The sequence below is a fragment of the Candidatus Rhabdochlamydia oedothoracis genome, from assembly GCF_019453995.1.
In the GTDB taxonomy this organism is placed as follows: Bacteria; Chlamydiota; Chlamydiia; order Chlamydiales; family Rhabdochlamydiaceae; genus Rhabdochlamydia; species Rhabdochlamydia oedothoracis.
The window spans coordinates 1,517,048-1,540,261 of the sequence record NZ_CP075587.1 but is presented as its reverse complement, the minus strand read 5'-3'; the positions used below and the strand labels follow the sequence as shown (position 1 = coordinate 1,540,261).

Here is a 23,214-nt window from a genome sequence, read left to right as displayed (position 1 = left end):
AGCAATTCCAAAAAGTTTGGAGTGATTTACATCAGGAAGAACCGCCAATAAATATCCTGAAGATGTGGTCTCAGAAGAAGAAAAGGAGGTATATCGCCAAGATCAACTGCCTCGAGCAAAACAAATGGCAAAAGAGTGGTTAGTCAAGCTTTTAGAAAATACCCCTCGAAAAGAACTTTTATTTTTTAAGCAAAATATTTGTAAAATGCTTTTAAAAAATAAGGGTTTATTACAAGAGAAAACCGCATCAAAACAATCTAGAAACCTTTTCAAAGGATTATTAACCCTTATTTTTGGTAGCGGAGGACAATGTCTTGTTGCTGAGGAAATGAAAATTAAAGAAGCTTATCTAGAGCTTTACAAAACTTGTAATGAAGAAAAAAATCGATCTCAATCCGATTTTTTATTATTACTAGAACTTTTATATAAAAATACAACAGAACAAGCCTTTAAAGATACAATTAGTCCTATTTTACAAAAAATGTTCGAGTGTCTAGTTATAAAAGCAAAAGGTGATTTTGAACGTGCTCAAGAAAACCTTGCAGAACAATGGGAATCCCGATCTTTGTTTAGGATAAGCTTACTAGCTCGTTCTATATTCTCTTATTTAAAAGGAAAATTTAATATTACTTATCTAGAAAAATCTCAAGAAACTTTAGATCTTAATTCTGTACATAATTTTACGAGGGTTTCAAAGCTATTTGGAAAATCTTTTAATATTGCTACAGATACAGATGAAGTAGCAGAAAGAATTTTCTCTAATATTGCAATAAATCCATTATGTTCTACAACAATTAAAACATTCGATATGGTTATATCCTTATCTTTAGAAAAATTCTACTGGGATACACAACTAGAAAAAATCGTTCAGCCTTGGCTAAGTACTCATTTTGAAGAAAAAACCTATTTCCAATTAAATGACCTGACTCACTGGTTTTCTGATCTATTAGAAGGATTCAGAACAAAGGATAACACAATTGAAATTGATAAGATGCAAGATGAATTGTGTGCAGGGGAAATTCCAAAGATCAACGGATATCCAATTGCACAAACGCAGCAGATCCAAGGAGAGCTTGTCTTTAAACCAACTACTCAGAGTCTATTGATATTTGCATACGGTATTAATTTATTAAAGATGGGAGCTTCAGAAAGCTCTTTTAATTACATCGATAAAAAAATGAATGTTTCTGAAATAAATAAGATTGATTTTACAAAATTTGATCAAGGCGTGCAAATGTTTAAGTCTTTTATTCCTCAAAATGTGCTATCTCAATTAGAAGAAATGAGCAAATTAGAAAATAAAGAAGAAACAGAGAAAAAAATGATTGATTGTCGGAAACGATGTGTTTCTCTAATAAATAAAGAAACTCTATTTTTTGCATAGTAATTACATTAATCCCCATAATGTTTTCAGGGCTTACGCATGAAGAATTTCCTTTGCACCTACTAGATCTAATAAATAATCTTTACGACATGATGCAATGAAGCGCCGTTTACGTAAACTGACCTTGCTTGTCTTATCTTTTTGTAAAAGATTCAAAGTAGCCCGTCGGGCTATAGATAGATTTTCAGCTCCATTTCCTTTTCTAACACGACTTAAATCCTCTCGGAAATTAACATCAAGTTGCCAATGCAATTTGTTTTCGATGCTCCATTGATTACGCACTTCCTTTGCAAGACATTCTGCTTTTTCCAAAGGTAGAAGACATGATTTTAGGATATTTAAGGATTCTAAAATCAAGTTTCATTCCGAAATAAACCTTCTAACAGATGGAGGGTATCTAGGACTTAAAAAGCTTCATGCTAAAACCCAAATGCCTAAAAGAAGAAGCAAGAAAAATCCTTTAACAAAACAAGACAAAAAAATAATCAATTCCTTTCCAAAGAACGTGTAATTAATGAAAATGCTATTGGTCTGCTTAAGCGATTCAAAATTTTAGCTGATCGTTATAGAAATAGACGAAAAAGGTTTGGTCTTCGGTTCAATCTAATTGCGGGCATTTATAATCTTGAGCTATGTTAATGGGTTTTGAAAGAGGTCTAATGTTTTAAGTGGGGGATTTTAAAGAAATGGAGTAGTGCAATATGGTTTCTACGATAGAGCACTTGCAAAATAGGCTTTTATAAAAGGGAAAAATTTTGACGTTTAACAGGGTGGAAAATAGCACACATAGACTTCAAGTCTTTTAAGCTTCTAAATTGCGTCTAGCCATATCGATTTGACGACGTAGTCTTTCATCTTTTTTCACAAGGCCTGCAATTTTTTTCCAGGCATGTAAAAGAGTAGAGTGAGTTTTGCCTCCAAAAGCAGAAGCAAGTCGCATAAGAGAATCATTAATGAGTTCTTTAGCAAGATACATAGCAACTTGTCTTGGAAAGGAAACATCTTTTGAACGAACAGAACTTTTTAAATCGCTAATGCGCACTCCAAAAATGGTAGCTACGCTTTTTAAAATGTTATCTACAGAGATCTTTTTATGTGAAGAAGTTTGAAATAACTCACCTAAAGTGCTTTCTACAACTTCTTGTGTGATATCAAGTTTCATCAAGCGACAATAAGCATTTAGGCGGTTGATAGCGCCTTCCAGTTGGCGCACATTGTTATAAATGTGCTCTGCAATAAAAAATGCAATTGATTGAGGAAGACGAAATCCTTTTTGTTCTGCTTTGTGTTGCAGGATTGCTACCCGTGTTTCTAAATCGGGGATTCCTACATTGGCTACAAGTCCCCATTCCATTCTTGCGATCAACCTTTCGGAGAGTTTGAGTTGTCCTGGAGGTTTATCACTAGTAATTACAATTTGTTTACCCTGATTGATTAAGCTCTCAAAAGTATTACAAAACTCTTCTTCGAAATTAGGGCGATTTTGCAAAAACTGAATATCATCTACAAGTAAAACATCTAAAGAGCGATAGAATCGTTTCATACGATCTAAAGACTTATTGCGTAAGTTATCAACTAGGTCATTAATGAAAGCTTCTGTGGTAATACAATAAACGCGTAGTTTTTTATGCCTTTCTCTTACTTGATGACCGATAGAATGCAAAATATGGGTTTTACCTAAGCCTACTCCTCCATGAATGAACATAAGGGTGTAAGATTTACCAGGACGAGTGGCAATTCCTACAGCAGCAGATTTTACAAATTGATTCGAAGGCCCTTCAATGAAATGCTGAAATGTATAATTGGGGTTGAGCTTTACCTCTAAGGCGTGTTGAGAAGAGGGAGAGGCTAGCTGGTTTAAAGGGATTTGTGGTAAGGGCTCTGCTTTTTTTGTCTCTGAAATGGTAAAAGATAAACTAAGTTCACCTGTTGCTTTTACTGATAGAAAAGAACTGAGTTCTTTTTTGTAATTATTAATGAGATATTCTTGAACAAAAATGTTTGGCACCTCAAGGCAGAGTTCTTCAGAGACCTCTTCTCGTAAGCGAATTGGAGCAAACCAATTCTGAAATTCTGTAGGAGAACATCGTTTTTCAACAGTCTCTAAAAATTCCGACCATGCTTCTTGCGGGGTTTTTGTCAACATAGATTCCTAATTAATTGCACTTATAAACAAACTTTCCACAGATACTTCTGAGCTATCTTTTATGTCGTCAAGTTAACATTGATGAACAAAGCTGGCAATAGATTTTTGCTCGATTTTGCGTGATCGAAGAGGTAAATAGTTAAGTCTCAAAAAGGCAAGATAAGGAAAAAAAATAGGATAAACTCTTTTATTTAAAAAAATGATTTCAAAGTGATTTAGCTATACGCCATGATAAGAGCTGTAGCTTGGTTTATCATTTCAGGATTTTGACTTCTTTCAAGTTCTTTAGCTTGAGCTAATGCTTGTTTTTTGTAACCTAAAGCGAATAGAACCTTTACTCGATTAAGTAAAGTGGGTTGGTGAAGTGGATCGAGTTTAAGCGCCTTTTCAATATAATTTAAGGCCATTAGGTTGTTATTTTTCTGTAGATATAAAGCACCTAAAGTTTGAAGGTCGTAAAGAGAAGAAGGAGATAAAGTGGTAAGCGCTTCAAAAAAAGTAATCGCAATATCGTATTTGCCTTGTTTAATATAAGAATAGCCGACAAAACGTAAATCGGAGAGCTCTTCTTCGCTCCATCCTAATATAGATATCCAATCAATTTGATTCATGGTTGTGATTTAGCCTTTGTGATATTGCCCTCTTCGAGCATTGATTTCTTGAATTTCTTTGTCTAAATGCATAATGGTTTGTAAAACAGAAACGAGTATTTTTTTTTCTTTCTCATGATATTCTTTTTCAGGATCGGAACGATTTGATTCTTGTTCTTGTTGCCGTTGTTGATTACCTCTTTTTTTTCTCGAAAAGGTTTTCAGAGAAAGAATCTTTTGCGTTTGCGTTTCATGTTTTTCTTCCGACCCTAAAGAAGGGATCAATTGAAACATAAAAAATCGTTTTTTTTGCTCAAAGTATCCTTTAGGAGGAGTGAAAGTTGCCCATGTTTGCTGTTTTTGAGGCTCGAGCAGAACTTCTAACTCTGTGAGAAAGAATGGATGGGTGATTTCTATTTCAGTCTGTTCTTGAATGCCTCGAGCTTCGACCAGTAGTTTTTGGTCGAGCTCTCTTAAGTCCTCTGCATACCGAGTTGAGACCTCTATTCCTAAGTTATCAATTGTACGTGGTGGCATAACCGTTTACCTAAAGTTGTTTTATGCTCTTATTATAAGAGATTTGCCATGTTGCGTTTAAATTATCAATAGATCGGTGCTTTTAGGATAGAAAAAATCTCTTTTCCACCAATTTCCCTTTAATAATAATTTATTTTTTAATAATTAACAATTAGCATTTTAGAACAATGTTTTTTACTAAAATTTACTTAAGATTCTTGCCAACTTTATGTTTTAGTGATAGATTGTGGGAAAATGTGGGAATGATAGGCAGTATCCCTATGCATAAGTTCTTTTTTAGTGGGTCAATAGCAACTAAAATTGATGAAAAAGGAAGATTTGTGCTTCCTCAAAGGATGCGCTTTGGTTTGGTGGAAAATGGTGTATTAGAGTTCAGTCTAGGTCTTGGATTAGGGGGGTGTTTAGCTATTTACCGTCAAAGCGATATCCAAAGAATTGTAGCTAAATTCCAGGAAAAATCACACTTAGGCAAATATCAGAAATTTTTCACGTTGTTTTTTTCCACACTGTACCAAACCACATGCGATAAAATCGGAAGAGTGCATACTCCATCAATGCTGAGAAAAGCAGTAGGGATTACCTCTGAAATTGTAATCGCAGGAGTTCTTAACAAAATTGAAATTTGGCCAAAAAAAGAGTACGACACGCAGATTGAAACGGTACTAAGCGGTAAAGACGTTGATATGAATTTGGCTAAATTAACAGAAGAAGCATTTGCTTTACTCGAAAAACCAGAAGAGGAAATGGATGACGCATAATCGACCGCAAACAGAACATGTTTCGATTTTGGTAGAGGAAATGTTACACTTTTTTCAAAATTCACAGCTATCTATTTTTTTTGATGGAACGCTGGGAGCAGGAGGGCATGCAAAATCCATTTTAGAGGCGCATCCAGAGATTCAGAGATTTATCGGTTGTGATAAAGACCCAGAAGCTCTTGAAATTGCAGCTAGAGTGCTTGAGCCCTGGAAAGGTAAGGTGGACCTTATTCAAGGGAATTTTGCAAGCCTTAATCAGTATTTAAACCAAAGAAACATTCAACGTGTGGATGGTTTTTTTTTGACCTAGGAGTGTCTTCTATGCAACTAGACAAAGGGCGTAAAGGTTTTAGTTTTTCAGAGGAGGGGCCTCTTGATATGAGAATGGATCCTTCATCTTCTCTTACTGCCATGGAAATTGTAAATCATTGGACAGAAAAACAATTAGGTGAGTTATTTCGCCTGGGTGAGGAACCGCGTTGGAAAAAAGCTGCTAGGGCAATTGTGGAGGAAAGACGCAAGAGAGTCATTAAAACCACAACTCAGTTGGCTGATACCATTTCCTCTTCTTTGAAGACGCTTTTGAAAGGTAAATTGCATCCTGCAACCCTGATTTTTCAGGCTCTGCGTATGTGTGTAAATCACGAGTTGGAAGGAATCACCGAAGGAATTACCAAAGCAATCCAATATCTTTCCTCTGGCGGTATCATGGGTGTTATTAGCTTTCATAGTTTGGAAGATCGTATCGTAAAGCATATTTTTAGACAAGCATCGGATCGTTCTAAGTCTCGTGTTTGTGAGCCTGTTTTGCATGTAATGACGAAAAAACCAGTAGTTCCTACTCAAAAAGAGATGCGTGTAAATCCTAGAGCTCGAAGTGCAAAAATGCGTGTAGTGGAGAAAATATAGGGATCAAGTAATCATGTTAAAGAGAGCATTCATTCAATTAGCTTGCTGTATAGGGGTTTTTGGATGTTGTCTTTGCTCTTATGTAAATACACAAAATGCAGTGACGCGACTGCGGTTAGAAATTCCTATACTCTCATCTGAGCTCAATAAACTAAAAGAACAAAATAATCGCTTAAAATATGAAATTGATCTTTTTGAGAGCCCTGAACATCTTATGCAGTTAGCGCGCTGCAGCGAGTTTAGTCATTTAAAATATCCAACACTGCAAGAAGTCTTTACCGTTTCTGAAACTGTTATCTTGCCAAAATCTCCTCTAGAAAAAGAGAAGAGCCTTCCTACTCTTAAATGGAATCTTGCGATTGGGGCTAAGCAATAATGTTGGATAACAATCCCTCGCCTTGGCTAGTAGCTTATAAGCGCCTAGTATGGGTTTTTGGAGGACTTTTTCTCTTATTTTCTATACTTATTCTTCGATTTTTTCATCTGCAAATTATTGAGGGAAAAAAATGGGAAAAAATGGCCCGCACTCAACATCAATTACTGATTACAGAGCCATGTAAAAGAGGCGTATTTTATTCTAATACAGCTTTAAAAAAAGGACATCCAGAGAACCCTCAAACTTTTGTCATCGATATTTTAAAATTCCATTTGTATGCTGATCCTAAATCCATTCCTAGTTCTCATCGAAAAGAAATCACAGATAAAATTGCTGATATTTGTCTTTTAAATAAGGCAGAAGCTGAAAAGCTCCAGGCATACTTGAATCTCAATACTCGTTCGCGAAAGCTTGCTATGTGGCTGAGTCAAAAACAAAAAAATATACTTCAAGAATGGTGGTTTGCTTTTGCTAAAACACATAAAATTGCCCAAAATGCACTCTTTTTTATTCAAGATTATCAACGCTCTTATCCTTTTGGAAAATTACTAGGCCAAGTTTTACATACGGTCAGACAAGAAAAAGATCAAAAAAGTCAGAAAAGCATACCAACTGGTGGCATGGAGTTATTTTTTAACACCATTTTACAAGGTAAAGAGGGAAAGCGTTATATTTTACGCTCCCCTCGTCATTCTTTAGAGACAGCAGAGGTCATTGCAGAACCAGAAAATGGAGCGGATATACATTTAACAATTAACCACCATTTGCAAGCTTTAGCAGAAGAAGAAATTTATAAGGCTGTAAAACTTGCTAATGCAAAGAGTGGATGGGCTGTTTTAATGGAACCGCATACGGGGGAAATTTGGACCTTAGCTCAGTATCCGTGGTTTGATCCACGAGATTGTCAAAAGTATTTTAATGATGAAAATCTGATAGAACATACAAAGGTAAAAGCTATTACAGATCCTTTTGAACCTGGTTCAACGATGAAGCCATTAACAGTAGCACTAGCTCTTAAAGCCAATTTGGAGCTGCAAAGACAAGGTAAACCCGCTTTATTTGCGCCAGAGGAAAAAATCAAAATTATAGGAAAAACCTTTCCTGGACGCAAAAAAAAACCTATTCGCGATGTACGCTCCCATTCTTATTTGAATATGTATATGGCACTACAAAAGTCTTCAAATATTTATATGGCTATTTTAGTGGAAAGGATCATTACAGAGCTTGGAGAGAAGTGGTATAGGGATGCTCTACAAGATATTTTTGGCTTTGGTCTAAAAACGGGGATTGAACTTCCTTCTGAGAGTACAGGGTTTCTACCTGTACCTGGAAAGAAATCGAAAAATGGAAAAACATACTGGTCTGTTCCTACACCTTATTCCATGGCTTTTGGTCATAATATTACTGCGAATAGCCTACAAATGCTACGAGCATATGCTATTTTGGCTAATGGAGGAAAAGATGTAAAACCTACCTTAGTACGTAAAATTACTCGAAAAAAAAAAGAAGGTTTAGAAGAAGTTCTTTTTGACAATACAACTCAGGAAAGAGTAAAAGGGTTCCCTAGGTTATTAGAACAAGAGATTATAGAACATGTTTTAAAAGCTCTAAAATATGTGACAAAACCAGGAGGCTCCGCTGCTAAAGCGGATATTTATGGATATACCGAAGTGGGAAAATCATCAACTTCTGAAAAAATTGTAAGTGGGGTGTATTCCAAAAAGAATCATATTTCTTCTTTTATTGGATTTGCTCCTGTTTCTTCTCCTCGCTTTGTGCTTTTGGTTGTGATTGATGAGCCTGAATACAAATATATTCCCGGAGTAGGAAGAAACCAGCACGGAGGTAGATGTGCAGCTCCTGCTTTTAGAGAAATTGGACTGCGCACATTAGAATATCTTGGTATACCTCCAGACGATCCCCATGGGTATTCCCCTCAAGATCCTCGATATGATAAAGAAAAAGGGGATTGGCTAAAAGAGAGTCGAACTTTACTGGAATTATATAAAAAATGGAACGGATAAAATTAAAAAATCTTCTTAAGCGCCTAAAAATAAAAACATATAAAGGTGTAAAAGACCTAGAGATTACAGGAATTTGTGCAAACTCTAAATTAGTAGCGCCTGGTAATCTATTTATTGCTAAAAAAGGTTTGTCCCTTAATGGAGCAGAATTTATTTCAGAAGCAATAGCTGCTGGAGCTACCGCTGTTTTAACCGATTTATATAATCCTTTTCTATCTGATGTAGTGCAAATCATCCACCCTGATGTGAATGCAATAGAGGCACTACTTGCAAAAGAGTATTATCATCTTGCTGATGAAAGGCTATTTCTAGTAGGTATTACAGGTACAAATGGTAAGACAACAACAGCTTGTATTGTTAAACATATTTTGGATAAGCTCGGCAGTTTATGTGGATTGATCGGCTCTATCGAGTGGATTATTGGAAAGCACCATTTCCCTGCAACCCACACTACACCTGATGTCTTAACTAATTTCAAACTCTTTAATGACATGACTCTTGCTAAATGTAAAAGTTGTGTGATGGAGGTGTCTTCACATGCTTTAGATCAAGGTCGGGTAAAGGAGATTGAATTTGATGTGGCTGTGTTTACAAATCTTGACCAGGATCACCTAGATTACCACATGTTTATACAAAACTATTTACAAGCTAAGCTTACACTATTTTCACAACTCAATCCCTTAGCGCATAAAGGGCCAAAAACAGCCGTTATCAACCTAGATAGTGTTTATGCAGAAGAAATTATGAAAAATACCAGGGCGCATCTACTCACTTACGGTATGGATTCTAGAGCAGACCTATATGCACATCAAATAAAGTTAACTCCAGAGGGCATAGAATGTTTCATTCACTACCAAGGAGAAAAGATAAAACTGGTCTCTCGTTTAATTGGTAAACATAATCTGTATAATCTTCTTGCTGCAGTAGGAGTTGGCTTGTCTCACGGATACTGTTTGAAAAAAATTATATATGCCCTAAAATCATTTAATCAAGTGCCAGGGCGTTTAGAAAAAGTAGCTAATTCAAGAGGTCTTTACATTTTTGTAGATTATGCCCATACGGAAAACGCTCTCGAATGTGTATTATCTGCTCTTAAAGAGATAAAGCAGGCTAAATTAATCGTGGTGTTTGGATGTGGGGGCAATCGAGACCGTCAAAAAAGAGCTAAAATGGGCAGTATTGCAGAAAAATTAGCAGATGTTGTAATTGTAACTACAGACAATCCTAGACAAGAAGATCCTCAAGGAATTATAAATGATATTTTAAAAGGGTGTAAAAATCCCAATGCTATATTGACGTTTTTAAATCGGAAAGAAGCCATTTTTTCTGCAATAGAAAAAGGCTCTTCTAAAGATATTGTATTAATTGCAGGGAAAGGACATGAAACCTGTCAGGTCTTTTCTCAACAATCTGTAGTATTTGATGATCGTTTAGTTGCTAAGCTAGCGTGTGAAACTGCAGTTTTCAATTAAGATAAGGAGTTATATGAAGAGATTTAGGTTTATACGCTGGAAGATTTGCGTAGGGTTTATTTTTTCTTTTTTATTTTTACCGGACGAATCCCATGCAACAGTAGCAGGATGTGTGAAGCCCCTTGTTATATTAGATGCTGGGCATGGTGGAAAAGATAGTGGGGCCAGCTTTGGCAACTTTTTAGAGAAGAGAGTGAATATCATTACTGCTTTACTGACAAAAAGGCATTTAGAGGGATTGGGTTATCGTGTAATAATGACTCGTTCTAAGGATATTTTTATCCCTTTAGTTCGGCGCGTTGAAATTGCAAGTCAGGTTAAGGGAGATATTTTTGTAAGTATCCACTTTAACTCTTCGAAAAATAGACAAGCAAAAGGAATAGAGGTTTATTATTATTCGTCAAAACTCCTTCCTCGTAATAGAGCTTCCCAACAACTTGCTAATTGTGTCTTAACTAGACTAATTGACCAAACAGAGGCTAATTCAAGAGGGATTAAAGCAGGTAATTTTCATGTTATTCGAGAAACCACTATGCCAGCTGTGCTTGTTGAAGGGGGCTTTATTACCAACATTCAAGAAAGACAGAAAATAAGACAAAAGACGTATCTTGATCAAATCGCCTTGGGAGTTGCGCAAGGGATAGATAAATATTTTAAGATGAACAAATGTCCTCGGCGCGATTTGAACGCACGACCTGCCGCTTAGGAGGCGGCCGCTCTATCCTCCTGAGCTACGAGGACAAAAGAGTAGTCTGTCTGAAGATTGAATAATTGTCATCCATTCTGTATACTAAAAAGCTTACATGAATAGAGAACTCTTAAGGAGTAATAATGGCTAAAGCTGATTTAGGGTTAATAGGATTAGCTGTCATGGGACAAAATCTTGTGTTGAATATGATTGATCGTAGCTATAGGATTGCTGTATTTAATCGCACCACTACAAAAGTAACAGAATTTTTATCAGGTCTTAAACAAGAAACCCAAATCATAGGAACATATTCTTTAAAAGAGCTGATCTCTAGTTTGAAAAAGCCGCGTAAATTATTATTCATGGTTAAAGCAGGTAGTCCCGTTGACGACCTAATCGATGAATGTCTACCTCTTCTAGAACAGGGCGATATTATCATCGATGGAGGCAATAGTCACTATCCAGATACAAAGAGAAGAACCGATTTTTTGCAAAAGAAGGGAATTCTATTCATTGGAGCAGGAATTTCTGGAGGAGAAAAAGGGGCAAGGTTTGGACCTTCGATTATGCCAGGCGGTAACAAGCAAGCATGGCCCATCCTTAAACAAATTTTTCAGAATATTTCTGCAAAGGCAAAGGAAGATGGCCTTCCCTGTTGTGAATGGATTGGGGAAGGAGGAGCCGGTCATTATGTGAAAATGGTGCATAACGGGATTGAATATGGGGATATGCAACTGATTGCAGAAGCTTATTTTTTGCTAAAGACATTTGTTAGTAATGATCCAAAGCAACTACATGATATTTTTGCAGAATGGAATCTAGGCTACTTGAATAGCTTCTTAATTGAAATCACAGCTAAAATCTTTTTGCAAAAAGAGCAAGATGGAACCCTGCTATTAGACCATATCCTAGATGTAGCAAATCAAAAAGGTACGGGGAAATGGACAGGTGTTAGTGCTTTAGATTTAGGAGTCCCTGTGAGCTTAATCACAGAAGCTGTTTATGCAAGATGCTTATCTTCTTTAAAAGAAGAGCGATTGCAGGCCCAGAAATTCTTTCCTCAAGTTACCAATTCTTATACCGGTACAAAAAAGCAGTTAGTTTTAGATATAAAACAAGCCTTATATGCCTCTAAGATTATCAGTTATACGCAAGGTTTTATGCTGATGCGAGCTGCTGCTAAAGAGATGAAATGGGATCTTAATTACGGATCCATAGCACTTATTTGGCGAGCTGGATGTATTATTAGAAGTGGATTTTTAAATGATATTAAAAAAGCTTACGATATAAATGCAGATCTACCAAGCTTGCTTTTTGATGCCTTTTTTAAAAAAGCAATTATCAATGCCGAGGTTTCTTGGCGTAAAGTAATCATTACCGCTGTACAAGCTGGAATTCCTATTCCTTGTTTTAGTTCAGCGCTTGCATTTTTTGATGGGTATCGCAGTGGATATCTTCCAGCTAATCTCATTCAGACGCAAAGAGACTTCTTTGGGGCACATACCTATGAGAGAACTGACAAACCGCGTGGGCAATTTTTTCACACTGATTGGAATAAAATAGAAGAAAGCTCTTAACCAACTAGAAAAGCGGATAAAGAGTGAATAATGGTACGTACAAACTCGGGGATGGTCAGCCTTGTTACCTTGGAAACTGGTTTAGAGTGATTTTCTTGATAATCTACTTTAATAGCTTCTAAAGTTTGTTCTGCAAATAAAGCGCTTTTTGCAATAAAATTGATTTCATGATCAGAATTTGGACCTAAGCTTTTGTAACCAAAGTTACTGCTTCCTGCAATTATGGTATCGTCTACGATAATCACTTTTTTATGCAGAGTGGTTTTGTGTACTTTGAATTCATAAATATTAATATGTTCTTGATATTCTTTATGCACTGCATTTTTAAATGCAATATAATTAAATCGGTTACGAGGACCAAAAGCTTTATGACCCATTGGACTATTCTTGTCATATCCATTGGTAATAAGATTAACAGGTATTCCGCGATTTGCTGCATTAACCAAAGCATCGAATATTGCTTGAGAGGGGTGAAAATACATATGATCAATCACAATGCGCGAAGTTGCTCGATCAAATTGCATAATTAATTCTTGTTCGAAAACATTGTTAGTGTTCTCTGGTCCAGTGAATAAGACTTTTGTGTTTACATCTTTATTCATATTCAAATTTTGATGAAATTGCTCAATCCTTGTATGAACAATAGGTGAGGATCGATTTATTGCTTGATCTAGAAGAATCTTTTCAGTTACGCTGCCCTGTTCTTGACTCTTATTATAATGCATCCATGCATAAGCCAATTGAATTGCCTCTATATGAACTCTACCTCCAACTCCTTCATATCCTTTTTCATCATAAAAGACAAAATCTTGATCGCGAAAGCTGCGAGGTAAAATTTTATGAAGCAATCCTGTTTTATGCGGAGTAAAAAAAGCTGCTTTATCATTTAGACCATCATCATAAGCATATTTATCCTCTATTCCGCTTCCTCCTAGTATAAAATATTTACCATAGTCAATAGACAGGATTTTAGAATGATTGGTTGAAAGCTTTACTTTTTCACCAATCGTCCATATATCAGGACTCTCTACTAATTGGAATCTATCGGAATAAGAAGCCATAAGATAACTAATTTTTTCACGATTAGATGGATCAATGAATTTATCCGAAGATAGAATAACTACTTTTAATTGAGATTTCTTTTCTAATTGATCTTTTACTATTGATAAGAGTTCATCAAATGCTTTCCCTCCACAATAATTACCAGATAAAACAATGTTATGATCAGCTGATTGAATAAGTGTTTTTTTCCATTCAAAAGATTCCATAGTATTTTGACAGGCAATTGCATTGCATGCACTAAATTGATTTTGAGCAATTGGCTGTCGAATAGATTGCATGAGCTCTTTGGCTAGACCTAGAAAAATGGTTTTTCTACCCCTAAGCAAAGAAGCTATAGTAGAAGCAGAATTTGAGAAGAGTTGTTTTGTATAAATGCAATAAGCAGACCCGCTAAAGCTTCCAATTGAGCCTGCTGGTATAATTTTTATAGAAAAAATAAATTTGAATATCTTTACAAGGCATAAAGTTTTTAAAACAAAAAGACAAGTTTTGTAAGCTAAAGAGGATTGTTGCTTATTTGTTTCTTTTTGATTTATAGATGGACCCGAACTATTGTTAATATTATTAATAATCATAAACATACCTCATTTAATGCTATATTATACAATTAAATAATAAATATTGCAATAAGCATATATACTAGTGCCGATTCAAACGGCTAGCTTAATGGGATTTAAGTCAACGACTTGAAACTTGTCGTTTATCCTACATTTCAAAATATCTGTTATTTTCGGTATCTCTTCTAAGAAGAATCCTCTAATTGCCTGAAAAAAAGTCACCGACGTTTCGTAATATCGATTGTATACCTTCTTTTCCTTTAAGATCTTCCACAAGCGTTCAATAGGATTCAAATTCGGCGAATAAGGAGGGAGATAGTGCACTTTAATCCTAGAAGACATCAGAAACTCTTCTAGTTTCTTATTTTTGTTTGATCTTGCATTATCCAAAATTACATGAATAATTCGAGCCTCTGTCTGTTTTTCTAGCTTCTTGAAAAAATCGAGCATTGCATCGGCATCAACTGTCTTATATTCCTCTGTAAAAATCTTCATTCCTGTCAGGCAAAGAGCTCCAGCAAAATGCAATCGCAATTGTTTCCCGGATGTCTGCAAAGTCTTTTGAACGCCTTTTTTGATCCATCCACATACGGCTTGGGACTGATGTTCAGGATGCACAGCATCTATGAAATAGATCTCTTCATCAGGGTTTAAGGTCTCCTTTAAAGCCCTATATTGTTCTATGAAAATTCGTTGTTTTTCAGGATCTAATTTCCCAGGAATCTTTTTAGGACGTTTATAAACAAATCCGTGCTGTATGAGCCAATCTGTCATGCCACTTCGGGAATATTTTATCCCATATTGCTCATGCACATAAGCTATGATCCCTTTGACTTTAAGATAGGTCTTTTCCTGTAGGTGTTTTAGTAGAGACTCTTTTTGGTCTTGTGAAAGTTTTGATTTGCTACCGCCTCGAGGGCTACTTCCAGTTTTATTTTCGGAATCATATTCTCTGAGGTATTTCTGAACAGTGATAGGGCTTATCCGGAGTGTTTTAGCAAGATTTTTTGTTGAGATACCCTCATCATAGCCCAAAATTACACAAAGCCTATTCCGTTCAGAATAGTCTTTTGGATGCTTTAACTTGTGTTCTAAGTCAGCTCTCTGGCTAGGGATCAGTTTTTTCATACTCAATAGCTTAACACAAAACAAAATATTTTTCTATACGATTGAATCGGAACCACTATATACTAGTTTGATTTCAAATTAAGAATTGCATAACTAGGTTTTTTTGAAAAAACTGCTCTATCTTGCAAGAAGATGTTATCTTTTGTATAAAAATGTTTATATATTCAAACTCTTAATTTGAATGCAAACGATTATAATTTTGCATATTAGAATAATATTTTTAATAATTATAGAAGTCGCAAAGTATACACAATTAAAGGCTTTGTATTCCTGATCAAATATCAGGGCTTAAGCATGAAGAATTTCCTTTGCACCTACTAGATCTAATAAATAATCTTTACGACATGATGCAATGAAGCGCCGTTTACGTAAACTGACCAGGGCCAACGCATGAAGATTTTGCTTGATAATTGAGAGATAAAAAATGATTCTGGCTCCTTTTTCATAAGGAGTATAAAATGGAAGGATTCATTCATTCTTCATCTATTATGATGCATTGCTTCGTTGCATCATGTCGTAAAGATTATTTATTAGATCTGGTAGGTGCAAAGGGAATTCTTCATGCGTAAGCCCTGGTAAACTGACCTTGCTTGTCTTATCTTTTTGTAAAAGATTCAAATTAGCCCGTCGGGCTATAGATAGATATTCAGCTCCATTTCATTTTCTAACACGACTTAAATGTAATAGACAAGACTTAAATTGACACTTAGTGGTAAATAGCAAAGTGGTAATTTATGAATATAGCAATAGAGAGAAAAGTGATAAAAAATAAACTAGGCCTTTTAAAACTAGCTCAAGCCCTTGGGAACGTGTCCCAAGCATGTAAGCACATGGAATATTCAAGAGAAAGCTTTTATACATACAAAGAGCTTTATGAAAAAGGCGGAGAAGCCGCATTACAAGAAATCTCTAGAAGGAAACCCTGCCCTAAAAATAGAGTGGAAGAAAAAATAGAAAATAGCGTAGTTGAATTTGCTATAGAAAAACCTGCATATGGACAGCTCCGAGTTTCCAATGAGATGAAAAAGAAGGGAATTCTTGTTTCTCCTGGAGGGGTCAGATCGATATGGTTAAGGCATGATCTAGAAACATTTAAGAAGAGACTAAAGACGTTAGAAGCAAAAGCAGCTCAAGATCACTTGATCTTTACAGAAGATCAATTAAGAGCGCTTGAAAAAGCTAAAGAAGAAAAAGAAGCTCATGGAGAGATAGAAACACAACATCCAGGCTATCTTGTTGCACAAGATACCTATTATGTAGGAACTATTAAAGGAGTGGGGCGAATTTATCAACAAACAGTGATTGATACCTATAGTAAAGTTGCTTTTGCTAAGATCCTATTTAAAATCTTCTCATTAAGGTATAATGATAGTTTTCATAATTCTCCCGATCTCAATCTGATTGAACGCCTTTGGCGATTCATGAATAAAAAAGTTCGCAATAATCGATATTATGAAAAATTCTTAGATTTTAAGACGGCAATTTATGCCTTTTTTGAAAACATTCCTAAATATCGGGAAGAACTGCAGCCTCTTTTATCTAGGAAATTTTGCTTAGTTAAATCTTAATTTAAAAACAAACGAGTTCTCTAATTGCACACAAGGGGAATATAAATTCTCTTAATTCTTCATAAGCTCTCCGAAATGCTTCATAGGTTGCTCCTCATTTTTTTGCTCTTTAATGAGCGGTTTTGAGATTTGAAAAAATCTCGTTTATATTGGAGAGTTTAACCTACTCCGTTTAAGGAGCAACCCCTTCTTTGTGTGCAATTATGGCATGTATCTTCCCAAAAGATGGGTTGTAGAGCGTTCTTTTGCGTGCATAGAAAAATGTCGCAGTCTATGGAAAAATTGCGAAAGAAAACTACATACAAGCCTGAATATGATGACTCTAGCTTTTATTGCTCTACTTTTGAAAAGATTTTAAACAGGCTCTAAGTTGTATGATAGAAAAAATGCACTGTCTAGAAGAACTGCAAATGGATGTGGATAAATGGGTAAAAGAGTACAATGAAGAGCGAGTCCATTCTGGGAAATATTGTTATGGGAAGACACCATGGCAAACATTTCAGGATGCAAAGCATCTAGCACAAATGAAAATGCTAGATATATTACACCAAATTGACACTGTCAATGAAGTGCTGCCTGTCAACTCAAGTTCTGTCTAGGACACATTATCGCATATAACCACGATTCTTTGTGCAAAAGGATATTTTTCTTCCCATTTTTTAAACAAATCAAGAGTAGATTGCGCATTGATAGAGTCGGAAGAAAGAGTTGTAATTTCTAAGCGCTTTACATCTAAGGCTCCATTGATATTGATACGTTTACGTCCTGTGTTCGTTAGCAATATAGCTTTAGATCCTTTTTCATACCATCCATAAGAGGGTTTGGAATTGTGTTGAGGATGAACCCCATCTAGATAAAGCAGTTGATCTGTTTGAGCGAGTTCTTTTTCTAGTTTTTGTAATTCTTGTGAAAAAAGCTTTTTTGCTTCCTCATTCACTTTTCCTGGAATCAGATTAGGCTTTTTATAGGTGAAGTTTAAGCGGTGCAGTAAAGAAACCATAGCTGATGGCGTATAATATATTCCAAAGCGGTCTTTGGCAAAATTAATCACTTGTTTAGCCGAATGGGGTGCTTCTTCTTTTACATAGATTTTTAGTTGCTCAAGCTGATTTTGACTGAGCCAGCAAACCTTTCCTGTATAGTTCAAATTTAGTAAGGCTTCTTTTCCGTCTTCTGAATAGATTTTATAATAACGTCTTATCGTATCGTCTAGAAAATTTCAATGAATTTAGTGTTTGAAAAGTCTTTTTTCTAATGCATTTCAGTATATAGCTACTAGTCAAGGATGGCTATATTTAGCAGTTGTGCTAGATCTGTTTTCAAGAAAAATTGTAAGATAATGTATCTCAAGCATGTAAACACATGGGATATTCAAGAGAAAGCTTTTATACATATAAAGAGCTTTATGAAAAAGCTCGATAGAGGTTTCATCAGACGATTCAAAATGAATTTTATGTATCAGCATTTAGGCAAAAAGTTTATCATAGTCTAGAAGAACTGCAAATGGATGTGGATAAATGGGTAAAAGAGTACAATGAAGAGCGAGTCCATTCTGGGAAATATTGTTATGGGAAGACACCATGGCAAACATTTCAGGATGCAAAGCATCTAGCACAAATGAAAATGCTAGACACATTACACCAAATTGACATTGTCAATGAAGTGCTGTCTGTCAACTCAAGTTCTGTCTAGGACAAAATCTATGTAAAAGAAGAAATTTCTATGGATAAGAGCGGGCCATAATTACTTCCAAAGGTTTTATGAAAACTATCTTTATGCCTTATCGAAAAGATTTTAAACGGGCATCTTAGATGCTTTCTTAGAAAAACTTGTTTGTATTGATTAATTTTAAAATTATATCTTTTATTTATTTTTATTTGCTATTAGTTTATATTTTTGTAATCAAATTTAATTAAAAGAGATTTTATGTCTATACTTTCTAATATTTTATCCTTTAATAATGCTAAACCAGATATGCCTCGTTTTATTTTAGAAAGAGGACTATATAATAGGATTTTGGCTTCATCAAGTTTCAATAAGATTTTACCTACAAATGCCATAATTTTTAAACCAGATATGCCTCGTTTTATTTTAGAAAGAGGACTATATAATAGGATTTTGGCTTCATCAAGTTTCAGTAAGATTTTACCTACAAATGCCATAATTTTTAAACCAGATATGCCTCGTTTTATTTTAGAAAGAGGACTATATAATAGGATTTTGGCTTCATCAAGTTTCAATAAGATTTTACCTACAACTGCCATAATTTTTAAACCAGATATGCCTCGTTTTATTTTAGAAAGAGGACTATATAATAGGATTTTGGCTTCATCAAGTTTCAGTAAGATTTTACCTACAAATGCCATAATTTTTAAACCAGATATGCCTCGTTTTATTTTAGAAAGAGGACTATATAATAGGATTTTGGCTTCATCAAGTTTCAGTAAGATTTTACCTACAAATGCCATAATTTTTAAACCAGATACAAGAGTTTTAGCGCAACCTAAGCCTGCAGCAACTCTAATAGGCAGTAGATTTTCTTATGTATATCCTATTAGCCCTATAGAAAGAGAACAAAGTAATCAAGTAGAAACTTTAATTAGTAGAGTTACTAAACTTAACTTACCAACTATAACTTCTCTTGATGAGATTTCTTCTATGGGTCCTATTTTAGAAGCAGTGCATGAAGAAGTAGAAACTCCTCCTATTTCTTTAAACTTAGTTGGTATAATCACTAGAGAATTTGACCTACAAGCTTTATTATCAAATCCTTCTACCAACACTGCTTCCAGAAACAATCCTTCAAAGCAACTGCCTATTCAATCTTCTAGAGAAAAAAACCTTATCCGCTGGATCTTAACCTCTCATGATGTATGTAGATTAGCTGTAACTGTGTTGCATAATTTTTTTGATATTTGCTGTCAAAAACCAGAAGAAAGAAATTTTATCAATGAGTCACTAGTCCCAAGAATCAGGTATGCTGGATTTACCTTTTCTGCAACTGCAGGTGTTGTCTACCATGTAGCAATAGGTATTTTATTTACTCCGTTGGTAGCAGCGACTTTAGGCCAAAAAAAGGAAATTAATGAGATCTGGTATAGTTATTGGGCGGGGGCTAGCATATCGGCAATGGGTATATTTGCTGGGATATTTGGCATGGTATCAGGAAACTATCTGATTCATAAAACTATGGAAAAGAGCATTCCTCAATTTAAAAGATTATTAACTCGTTACTTATGGCGTGTGCAAAAAATTTGCATGCGATTAAATGGAGTAGATTTTCCTCAATTAAGACAAGAGGTTAAAAATGTTAAGACTACCGCTGAAATGGTCTTTGTAACGCGAAAATTAGTTGGCATAGCAAAGAAGTCTATACTAGTGCCGATTCAAACGGCTAGCTTAATGGGGTTCAAGTCAACGACTTGAAACTTGTCGTTAATCCTACATTTCAAAATATCTGTTATTTAGCGTTCAATAGGATTCAAATTCGGTGAATAAGGAGGGAGATAGTGCACTTTAATCCTAGAAGACATCAGAAACTCTTCTAGTTTCTTATTTTTGTTTGATCTCGCATTATCCAAAATTACATGAATAATTCGAGCCTCTGTCTGTTTTTCTAGCTTCTTGAAAAAATCGAGCATTGCATCGGCATCAACTGTTTTATATTCCTCTGTAAAAATCTTCATTCCTGTCAGGCAAAGAGCTGCAGCAAAATGCAATCGCAATTGTTTCCCGGATGTCTACAAAGTCTTTTGAACGCCTTTTTTGATCCATCCACATGCACAGCATCTATGAAATAGATCTCTTCATCAGGGTTTAAGGTCTCCTTTAAAGCCCTATATTGTTCTATGAAAATTCGTTGTTTTTCAGGATCTAATTTCCCAGGAATCTTTTTAGGACGTTTATAAGCAAATCCGTGCTGTATGAGCCAATCTGTCATGCCACTTCGGGAATATTTTATCCCCTATTGCTTATGCACATAAGCTATGATCCCTTTGACTTTAAGATAGGTCTTTTCCTGTAGGTGTTTTAGTAGAGACTCTGTTTGGTCTTGTGAAAGTTTTGATTTGCTACCGCCTCGAGGGCTACTTCCAGTTTTATTTTCGGAATCATATTCTCTGAGGTATTCCTGAACAGTGATAGGGCTTATCCGATGAATCGGAACCACTATAGATCAACTCTTCGTGGACGTGTTTTTTTGCGTGTAGACTCAAGTATTAGATGGATTTTGCTAAATTGTTTACGAGAAATATCGCTTGGATAAGAGCGGGTCATAACTACCTCCAAAGGTTTTATGAAAACTATCATTATACCTTAATGAGAAGATTTTAAACAGGCTCTTAAGGGAAAAGACGGTATACAATCGATATTACGAAACGTCGGTGACTTTTTTTCAGGCAATTAGAGGATTCTTCTTAGAAGAGATACCGAAAATAACAGATATTTTGAAATGTAGGATAAACGACAAGTTTCAAGTCGTTGACTTGAACCCCATTAAGCTAGCCGTTTGAATCGGCACTAATATATATCTGAGTATTTTTTATCAAACTAATTACTAGCTTTAAGTACTTCCATAAAAGCAGACTGAGGGATATTCACCTTGCCAATTTCTTTCATTTTCTTTTTACCTTCCTTCTGCTTTTCCCATAATTTGCGTTTACGCGTGATGTCTCCACCGTAGCATTTAGCAGTGACGTTTTTAGTCAATGCGCGGATGGTTTCACGGGCTACAATTTTCCCTCCAATAGCAGCTTGGATTGGCACTTTAAATTGTTGCATGGGGATTACATCGACTAGTTTTTTACAGATAGCTCTTCCTTTAGCTTCAGCTTTTGTGCGGTGAACAAGACAGGAAAAAGCATCCACAGGCTCTTCGTTAACGCGAATCTCTAATTTTACCATATCGCTGATCTCATATTTTTCAAACTCGTAGTCGAAAGAACCATAGCCTCGAGTAACCGATTTCAGTTTATCATTAAAATCGATGATAATTTCATTTAAGGGGAATCTATAAGTTAATAGTAGCCTCTTTGCATCGATTGTTTCTGTTTTAGTGAGCTCTCCGCGTTTATCCATTCCTAAACTCATAATAGCACCTAAGTATTCAGAATGAGTCATGATATGACAAATTACCCAAGGCTCTTCAATGTATTCAATAAAAGTAGGATCGGGATAATGTGCCACATTATCAATCAGCAGATTTTTACCATCGGTTAGGGTAAATTTATAGACAACACTGGGAGCTGTTGTGATGATGTCTAAGAGAAACTCTCTTTGAAGTCTTTCAAAAATGATTTCCAAATGTAGAAGACCTAAGAATCCGCAGCGGAAACCGAATCCTAAAGCCATACTGCTTTCTTGTTCTACATGCAGAGCAGAGTCATTGAGCTGGAGTTTGAAAAGAGCGTCTCTTAGCATTTCAAAATCGGAAGAATCAACTGGATAAATACCTGCAAAAACAACAGGGAAAATCATCTTAAATCCAGGTAAAGGATCAATAGCTGGTTTGCGAGAAGAAGTGATAGTATCACCGATTTTCACATCGGCTGTATTTTTAATATTTGCTAGAAGATATCCCACTTCTCCAGGCCTTAATACATCAACTGGTTTTTCTTTCGGTGAAAAAACACCTACTTCTAGAACTTCAAAGACCTTGTCTGTAACCATCATTTTAATTAGGGTTTTATTATGAATCTCTCCACTCATGACGCGTATATAGACGGTAACCCCGCGATATGGGTCGTAGTGAGAATCAAAAACCAGTGCACGAAGGGTATCGTTTAAAGGTTCGGAGGGGGGGGGGATAAAAATAAGGATTTGTTCTAAAATATCTTTAATTCCTATTCCGGTTTTAGCAGAACATAAAATGGCATGAGATGTATCCAAACCAATGACATCTTCAATTTGCTGTTTTACTCCTTCTACATCAGCAGAGGGAAGGTCTATCTTATTGATTACAGGAAGAATTTCTAAGTTGCGTTCAATGGCTAAATGCACATTTGCTAAGCTCTGAGCTTGTACACCTTGTGCTGCATCAACGACAAGTAAAGCTCCTTCACAAGCAGAAAGAGAACGAGATACTTCGTAGGAAAAGTCTACGTGCCCTGGAGTGTCTATGAAATTCATTTGATAAATTTTATCGTCATCTGCTCGGTAATACATCGTAACAGGATGTGCTTTAATCGTAATCCCGCGCTCTCTTTCTAGGTCCATATCATCTAAAACTTGATCTTGCATTTCACGAGCGGAAATGGTACCGGTAATTTCTAATAATCTATCTGCAATCGTGGATTTTCCATGATCGATATGCGCAATAATAGAAAAATTGCGAATCTGTTTGCGATTGTATGTAAACATGAAGGTCCTAAAGAATTAAAGTCGATGCTATTCTACTAATTTTGGCTAAAGTGCTCAATATCAATTATTGCATTTGTCTTC

21 protein-coding genes, 1 tRNA gene and 8 pseudogenes are annotated in these 23,214 nt (G+C 35.6%); 16 read left to right on the top strand and 14 right to left on the bottom strand.

What is annotated here, in order from left to right:
* Positions 1-124: 124 nt before the first annotated feature.
* Positions 125-1,384, top strand: coding sequence for a hypothetical protein (locus tag RHABOEDO_RS08510; RefSeq protein WP_220017546.1), 1,260 nt, complete (start codon positions 125-127; stop codon positions 1,382-1,384).
* 33 nt (positions 1,385-1,417) lie between these two features.
* Here the strand turns inward: RHABOEDO_RS08510 and RHABOEDO_RS08505 are convergent, their stop codons facing one another.
* A complete protein-coding gene (locus RHABOEDO_RS08505; protein ID WP_220017545.1) occupies positions 1,418-1,741 on the bottom strand; it encodes a hypothetical protein in 324 nt (107 codons plus the stop codon).
* On the opposite strand from RHABOEDO_RS08505, the pseudogene RHABOEDO_RS10965 reads away from it, so the two are divergent.
* Positions 1,683-2,023: pseudogene (locus tag RHABOEDO_RS10965) on the top strand (transposase family protein); the annotation flags it as partial. The gene RHABOEDO_RS08505 and the pseudogene RHABOEDO_RS10965 sit on opposite strands and share 59 nt — an antisense overlap.
* Before the next feature lie 163 nt (positions 2,024-2,186).
* Here the strand turns inward: RHABOEDO_RS10965 and dnaA are convergent.
* The 3 genes from dnaA to RHABOEDO_RS08485 all read right to left on the bottom strand — a co-directional run bounded on the left by dnaA (position 2,187) and on the right by RHABOEDO_RS08485 (position 4,657).
* Complete coding sequence (gene dnaA, locus RHABOEDO_RS08495) at positions 2,187-3,530, bottom strand: chromosomal replication initiator protein DnaA (protein WP_215216970.1); 1,344 nt, start codon at positions 3,528-3,530, stop codon at positions 2,187-2,189.
* Between the two features lie 215 nt (positions 3,531-3,745).
* Complete coding sequence (locus RHABOEDO_RS08490; RefSeq protein ID WP_215216969.1) at positions 3,746-4,141, bottom strand: tetratricopeptide repeat protein; 396 nt, start codon at positions 4,139-4,141, stop codon at positions 3,746-3,748.
* Between the two features lie 9 nt (positions 4,142-4,150).
* Positions 4,151-4,657 (bottom strand): DUF5399 family protein, encoded by a 507-nt coding sequence (locus tag RHABOEDO_RS08485; RefSeq protein WP_215216968.1) that lies wholly within the window; start codon positions 4,655-4,657, stop codon positions 4,151-4,153.
* Between the two features lie 167 nt (positions 4,658-4,824).
* Between RHABOEDO_RS08485 and RHABOEDO_RS08480 the strand changes: the two genes are divergently transcribed.
* The 6 genes and pseudogenes from RHABOEDO_RS08480 to RHABOEDO_RS11570 all read left to right on the top strand — a co-directional run bounded on the left by RHABOEDO_RS08480 (position 4,825) and on the right by RHABOEDO_RS11570 (position 10,902).
* On the top strand, positions 4,825-5,415 hold the full coding sequence (locus RHABOEDO_RS08480) for a division/cell wall cluster transcriptional repressor MraZ (RefSeq protein WP_320412777.1): 591 nt from the start codon (positions 4,825-4,827) through the stop codon (positions 5,413-5,415).
* Positions 5,405-6,324 (top strand): annotated as a pseudogene (rsmH, locus tag RHABOEDO_RS11575) (16S rRNA (cytosine(1402)-N(4))-methyltransferase RsmH). Before RHABOEDO_RS08480 ends, rsmH begins: the two are co-directional and overlap by 11 nt.
* A gap of 13 nt (positions 6,325-6,337) precedes the next feature.
* Complete coding sequence (locus RHABOEDO_RS08470) at positions 6,338-6,700, top strand: hypothetical protein (RefSeq protein ID WP_215216966.1); 363 nt, start codon at positions 6,338-6,340, stop codon at positions 6,698-6,700.
* Positions 6,700-8,724: a peptidoglycan D,D-transpeptidase FtsI family protein gene (locus tag RHABOEDO_RS08465; RefSeq protein ID WP_215216965.1), complete on the top strand. Its 2,025-nt coding sequence runs from the start codon at positions 6,700-6,702 to the stop codon at positions 8,722-8,724. Before RHABOEDO_RS08470 ends, RHABOEDO_RS08465 begins: the two co-directional genes overlap by 1 nt.
* Entirely contained in the window at positions 8,712-10,196 is a 1,485-nt protein-coding gene (locus tag RHABOEDO_RS08460) for a UDP-N-acetylmuramoyl-L-alanyl-D-glutamate--2,6-diaminopimelate ligase (protein WP_245397507.1), read from the top strand. Before RHABOEDO_RS08465 ends, RHABOEDO_RS08460 begins: the two co-directional genes overlap by 13 nt.
* Before the next feature lie 13 nt (positions 10,197-10,209).
* A complete protein-coding gene (locus RHABOEDO_RS11570; RefSeq protein ID WP_215216971.1) occupies positions 10,210-10,902 on the top strand; it encodes an N-acetylmuramoyl-L-alanine amidase family protein in 693 nt (230 codons plus the stop codon).
* On the opposite strand, the gene RHABOEDO_RS08450 is transcribed toward RHABOEDO_RS11570, so the two are convergent.
* Positions 10,864-10,937 (bottom strand) — tRNA-Arg (locus tag RHABOEDO_RS08450). The genes RHABOEDO_RS11570 and RHABOEDO_RS08450 overlap by 39 nt on opposite strands.
* A 90-nt stretch (positions 10,938-11,027) precedes the next feature.
* On the opposite strand from RHABOEDO_RS08450, the gene gnd reads away from it, so the two are divergent.
* Positions 11,028-12,461, top strand: coding sequence for a decarboxylating NADP(+)-dependent phosphogluconate dehydrogenase (gene gnd, locus RHABOEDO_RS08445; RefSeq protein ID WP_215216964.1), 1,434 nt, complete (start codon positions 11,028-11,030; stop codon positions 12,459-12,461).
* Here the strand turns inward: gnd and RHABOEDO_RS08440 are convergent.
* Positions 12,458-14,098: a phospholipase D-like domain-containing protein gene (locus RHABOEDO_RS08440; RefSeq protein ID WP_215216963.1), complete on the bottom strand. Its 1,641-nt coding sequence runs from the start codon at positions 14,096-14,098 to the stop codon at positions 12,458-12,460. The two genes, gnd and RHABOEDO_RS08440, sit on opposite strands and share 4 nt — an antisense overlap.
* Before the next feature lie 75 nt (positions 14,099-14,173).
* Positions 14,174-15,208, bottom strand: a complete 1,035-nt coding sequence (locus RHABOEDO_RS08435; RefSeq protein ID WP_215216421.1) for an IS630 family transposase — start codon at positions 15,206-15,208, stop codon at positions 14,174-14,176.
* A gap of 734 nt (positions 15,209-15,942) precedes the next feature.
* Between RHABOEDO_RS08435 and RHABOEDO_RS08430 the strand changes: the two are divergent.
* From RHABOEDO_RS08430 to RHABOEDO_RS11845, 3 pseudogenes are all read left to right on the top strand, one after another.
* Positions 15,943-16,545: pseudogene (locus RHABOEDO_RS08430) on the top strand (helix-turn-helix domain-containing protein); the annotation flags it as partial.
* Positions 16,546-16,990: 445 nt separating this feature from the next.
* A pseudogene (locus RHABOEDO_RS08425) lies at positions 16,991-17,134 on the top strand (transposase); the annotation flags it as partial.
* 37 nt (positions 17,135-17,171) lie between these two features.
* Positions 17,172-17,375, top strand: a pseudogene (locus tag RHABOEDO_RS11845) (IS481 family transposase); the annotation flags it as partial.
* Here the strand turns inward: RHABOEDO_RS11845 and RHABOEDO_RS08415 are convergent.
* A complete protein-coding gene (locus RHABOEDO_RS08415) occupies positions 17,372-17,977 on the bottom strand; it encodes a transposase (protein ID WP_220017898.1) in 606 nt (201 codons plus the stop codon). The pseudogene RHABOEDO_RS11845 and the gene RHABOEDO_RS08415 overlap by 4 nt on opposite strands.
* 137 nt (positions 17,978-18,114) lie before the next feature.
* Between RHABOEDO_RS08415 and RHABOEDO_RS11840 the strand changes: the two are divergent.
* Positions 18,115-18,189 (top strand): annotated as a pseudogene (locus tag RHABOEDO_RS11840) (helix-turn-helix domain-containing protein); the annotation flags it as partial.
* 9 nt (positions 18,190-18,198) lie between these two features.
* Positions 18,199-18,468, top strand: a pseudogene (locus RHABOEDO_RS08410) (integrase core domain-containing protein); the annotation flags it as partial.
* 191 nt (positions 18,469-18,659) lie between these two features.
* Here RHABOEDO_RS08410 and RHABOEDO_RS08405 read toward each other — a convergent pair.
* Positions 18,660-19,142, bottom strand: coding sequence for a hypothetical protein (locus RHABOEDO_RS08405; protein ID WP_220017543.1), 483 nt, complete (start codon positions 19,140-19,142; stop codon positions 18,660-18,662).
* A gap of 16 nt (positions 19,143-19,158) precedes the next feature.
* Here RHABOEDO_RS08405 and RHABOEDO_RS08400 point away from each other — a divergent pair, with 16 nt between their 5' ends.
* Entirely contained in the window at positions 19,159-20,202 is a 1,044-nt protein-coding gene (locus RHABOEDO_RS08400) for a hypothetical protein (protein WP_215217661.1), read from the top strand.
* A gap of 38 nt (positions 20,203-20,240) precedes the next feature.
* Here the strand turns inward: RHABOEDO_RS08400 and RHABOEDO_RS08395 are convergent, their stop codons facing one another.
* The 4 genes and pseudogenes from RHABOEDO_RS08395 to RHABOEDO_RS08380 all read right to left on the bottom strand — a co-directional run.
* Positions 20,241-20,495, bottom strand: coding sequence for a transposase (locus tag RHABOEDO_RS08395; protein ID WP_220017542.1), 255 nt, complete (start codon positions 20,493-20,495; stop codon positions 20,241-20,243).
* Positions 20,468-20,737: a helix-turn-helix domain-containing protein gene (locus RHABOEDO_RS08390; RefSeq protein WP_434062187.1), complete on the bottom strand. Its 270-nt coding sequence runs from the start codon at positions 20,735-20,737 to the stop codon at positions 20,468-20,470. Before RHABOEDO_RS08390 ends, RHABOEDO_RS08395 begins: the two co-directional genes overlap by 28 nt.
* A gap of 3 nt (positions 20,738-20,740) precedes the next feature.
* Entirely contained in the window at positions 20,741-20,944 is a 204-nt protein-coding gene (locus RHABOEDO_RS08385; RefSeq protein WP_220017541.1) for a hypothetical protein, read from the bottom strand.
* A 2-nt stretch (positions 20,945-20,946) separates the two neighbouring features.
* A pseudogene (locus RHABOEDO_RS08380) lies at positions 20,947-21,051 on the bottom strand (IS5/IS1182 family transposase); the annotation flags it as partial.
* A 107-nt stretch (positions 21,052-21,158) separates the two neighbouring features.
* Between RHABOEDO_RS08380 and RHABOEDO_RS11185 the strand changes: the two are divergent.
* The gene (locus RHABOEDO_RS11185) at positions 21,159-21,287 is read left to right on the top strand and encodes a hypothetical protein (protein ID WP_256439920.1); all 129 of its coding nucleotides are present in this window, start codon (positions 21,159-21,161) and stop codon (positions 21,285-21,287) included.
* A 37-nt stretch (positions 21,288-21,324) separates the two neighbouring features.
* Here RHABOEDO_RS11185 and lepA read toward each other — a convergent pair whose 3' ends face one another.
* Positions 21,325-23,133 (bottom strand): translation elongation factor 4, encoded by a 1,809-nt coding sequence (gene lepA, locus RHABOEDO_RS08375; RefSeq protein WP_215216986.1) that lies wholly within the window; start codon positions 23,131-23,133, stop codon positions 21,325-21,327.
* Positions 23,134-23,214: the final 81 nt, after the last annotated feature.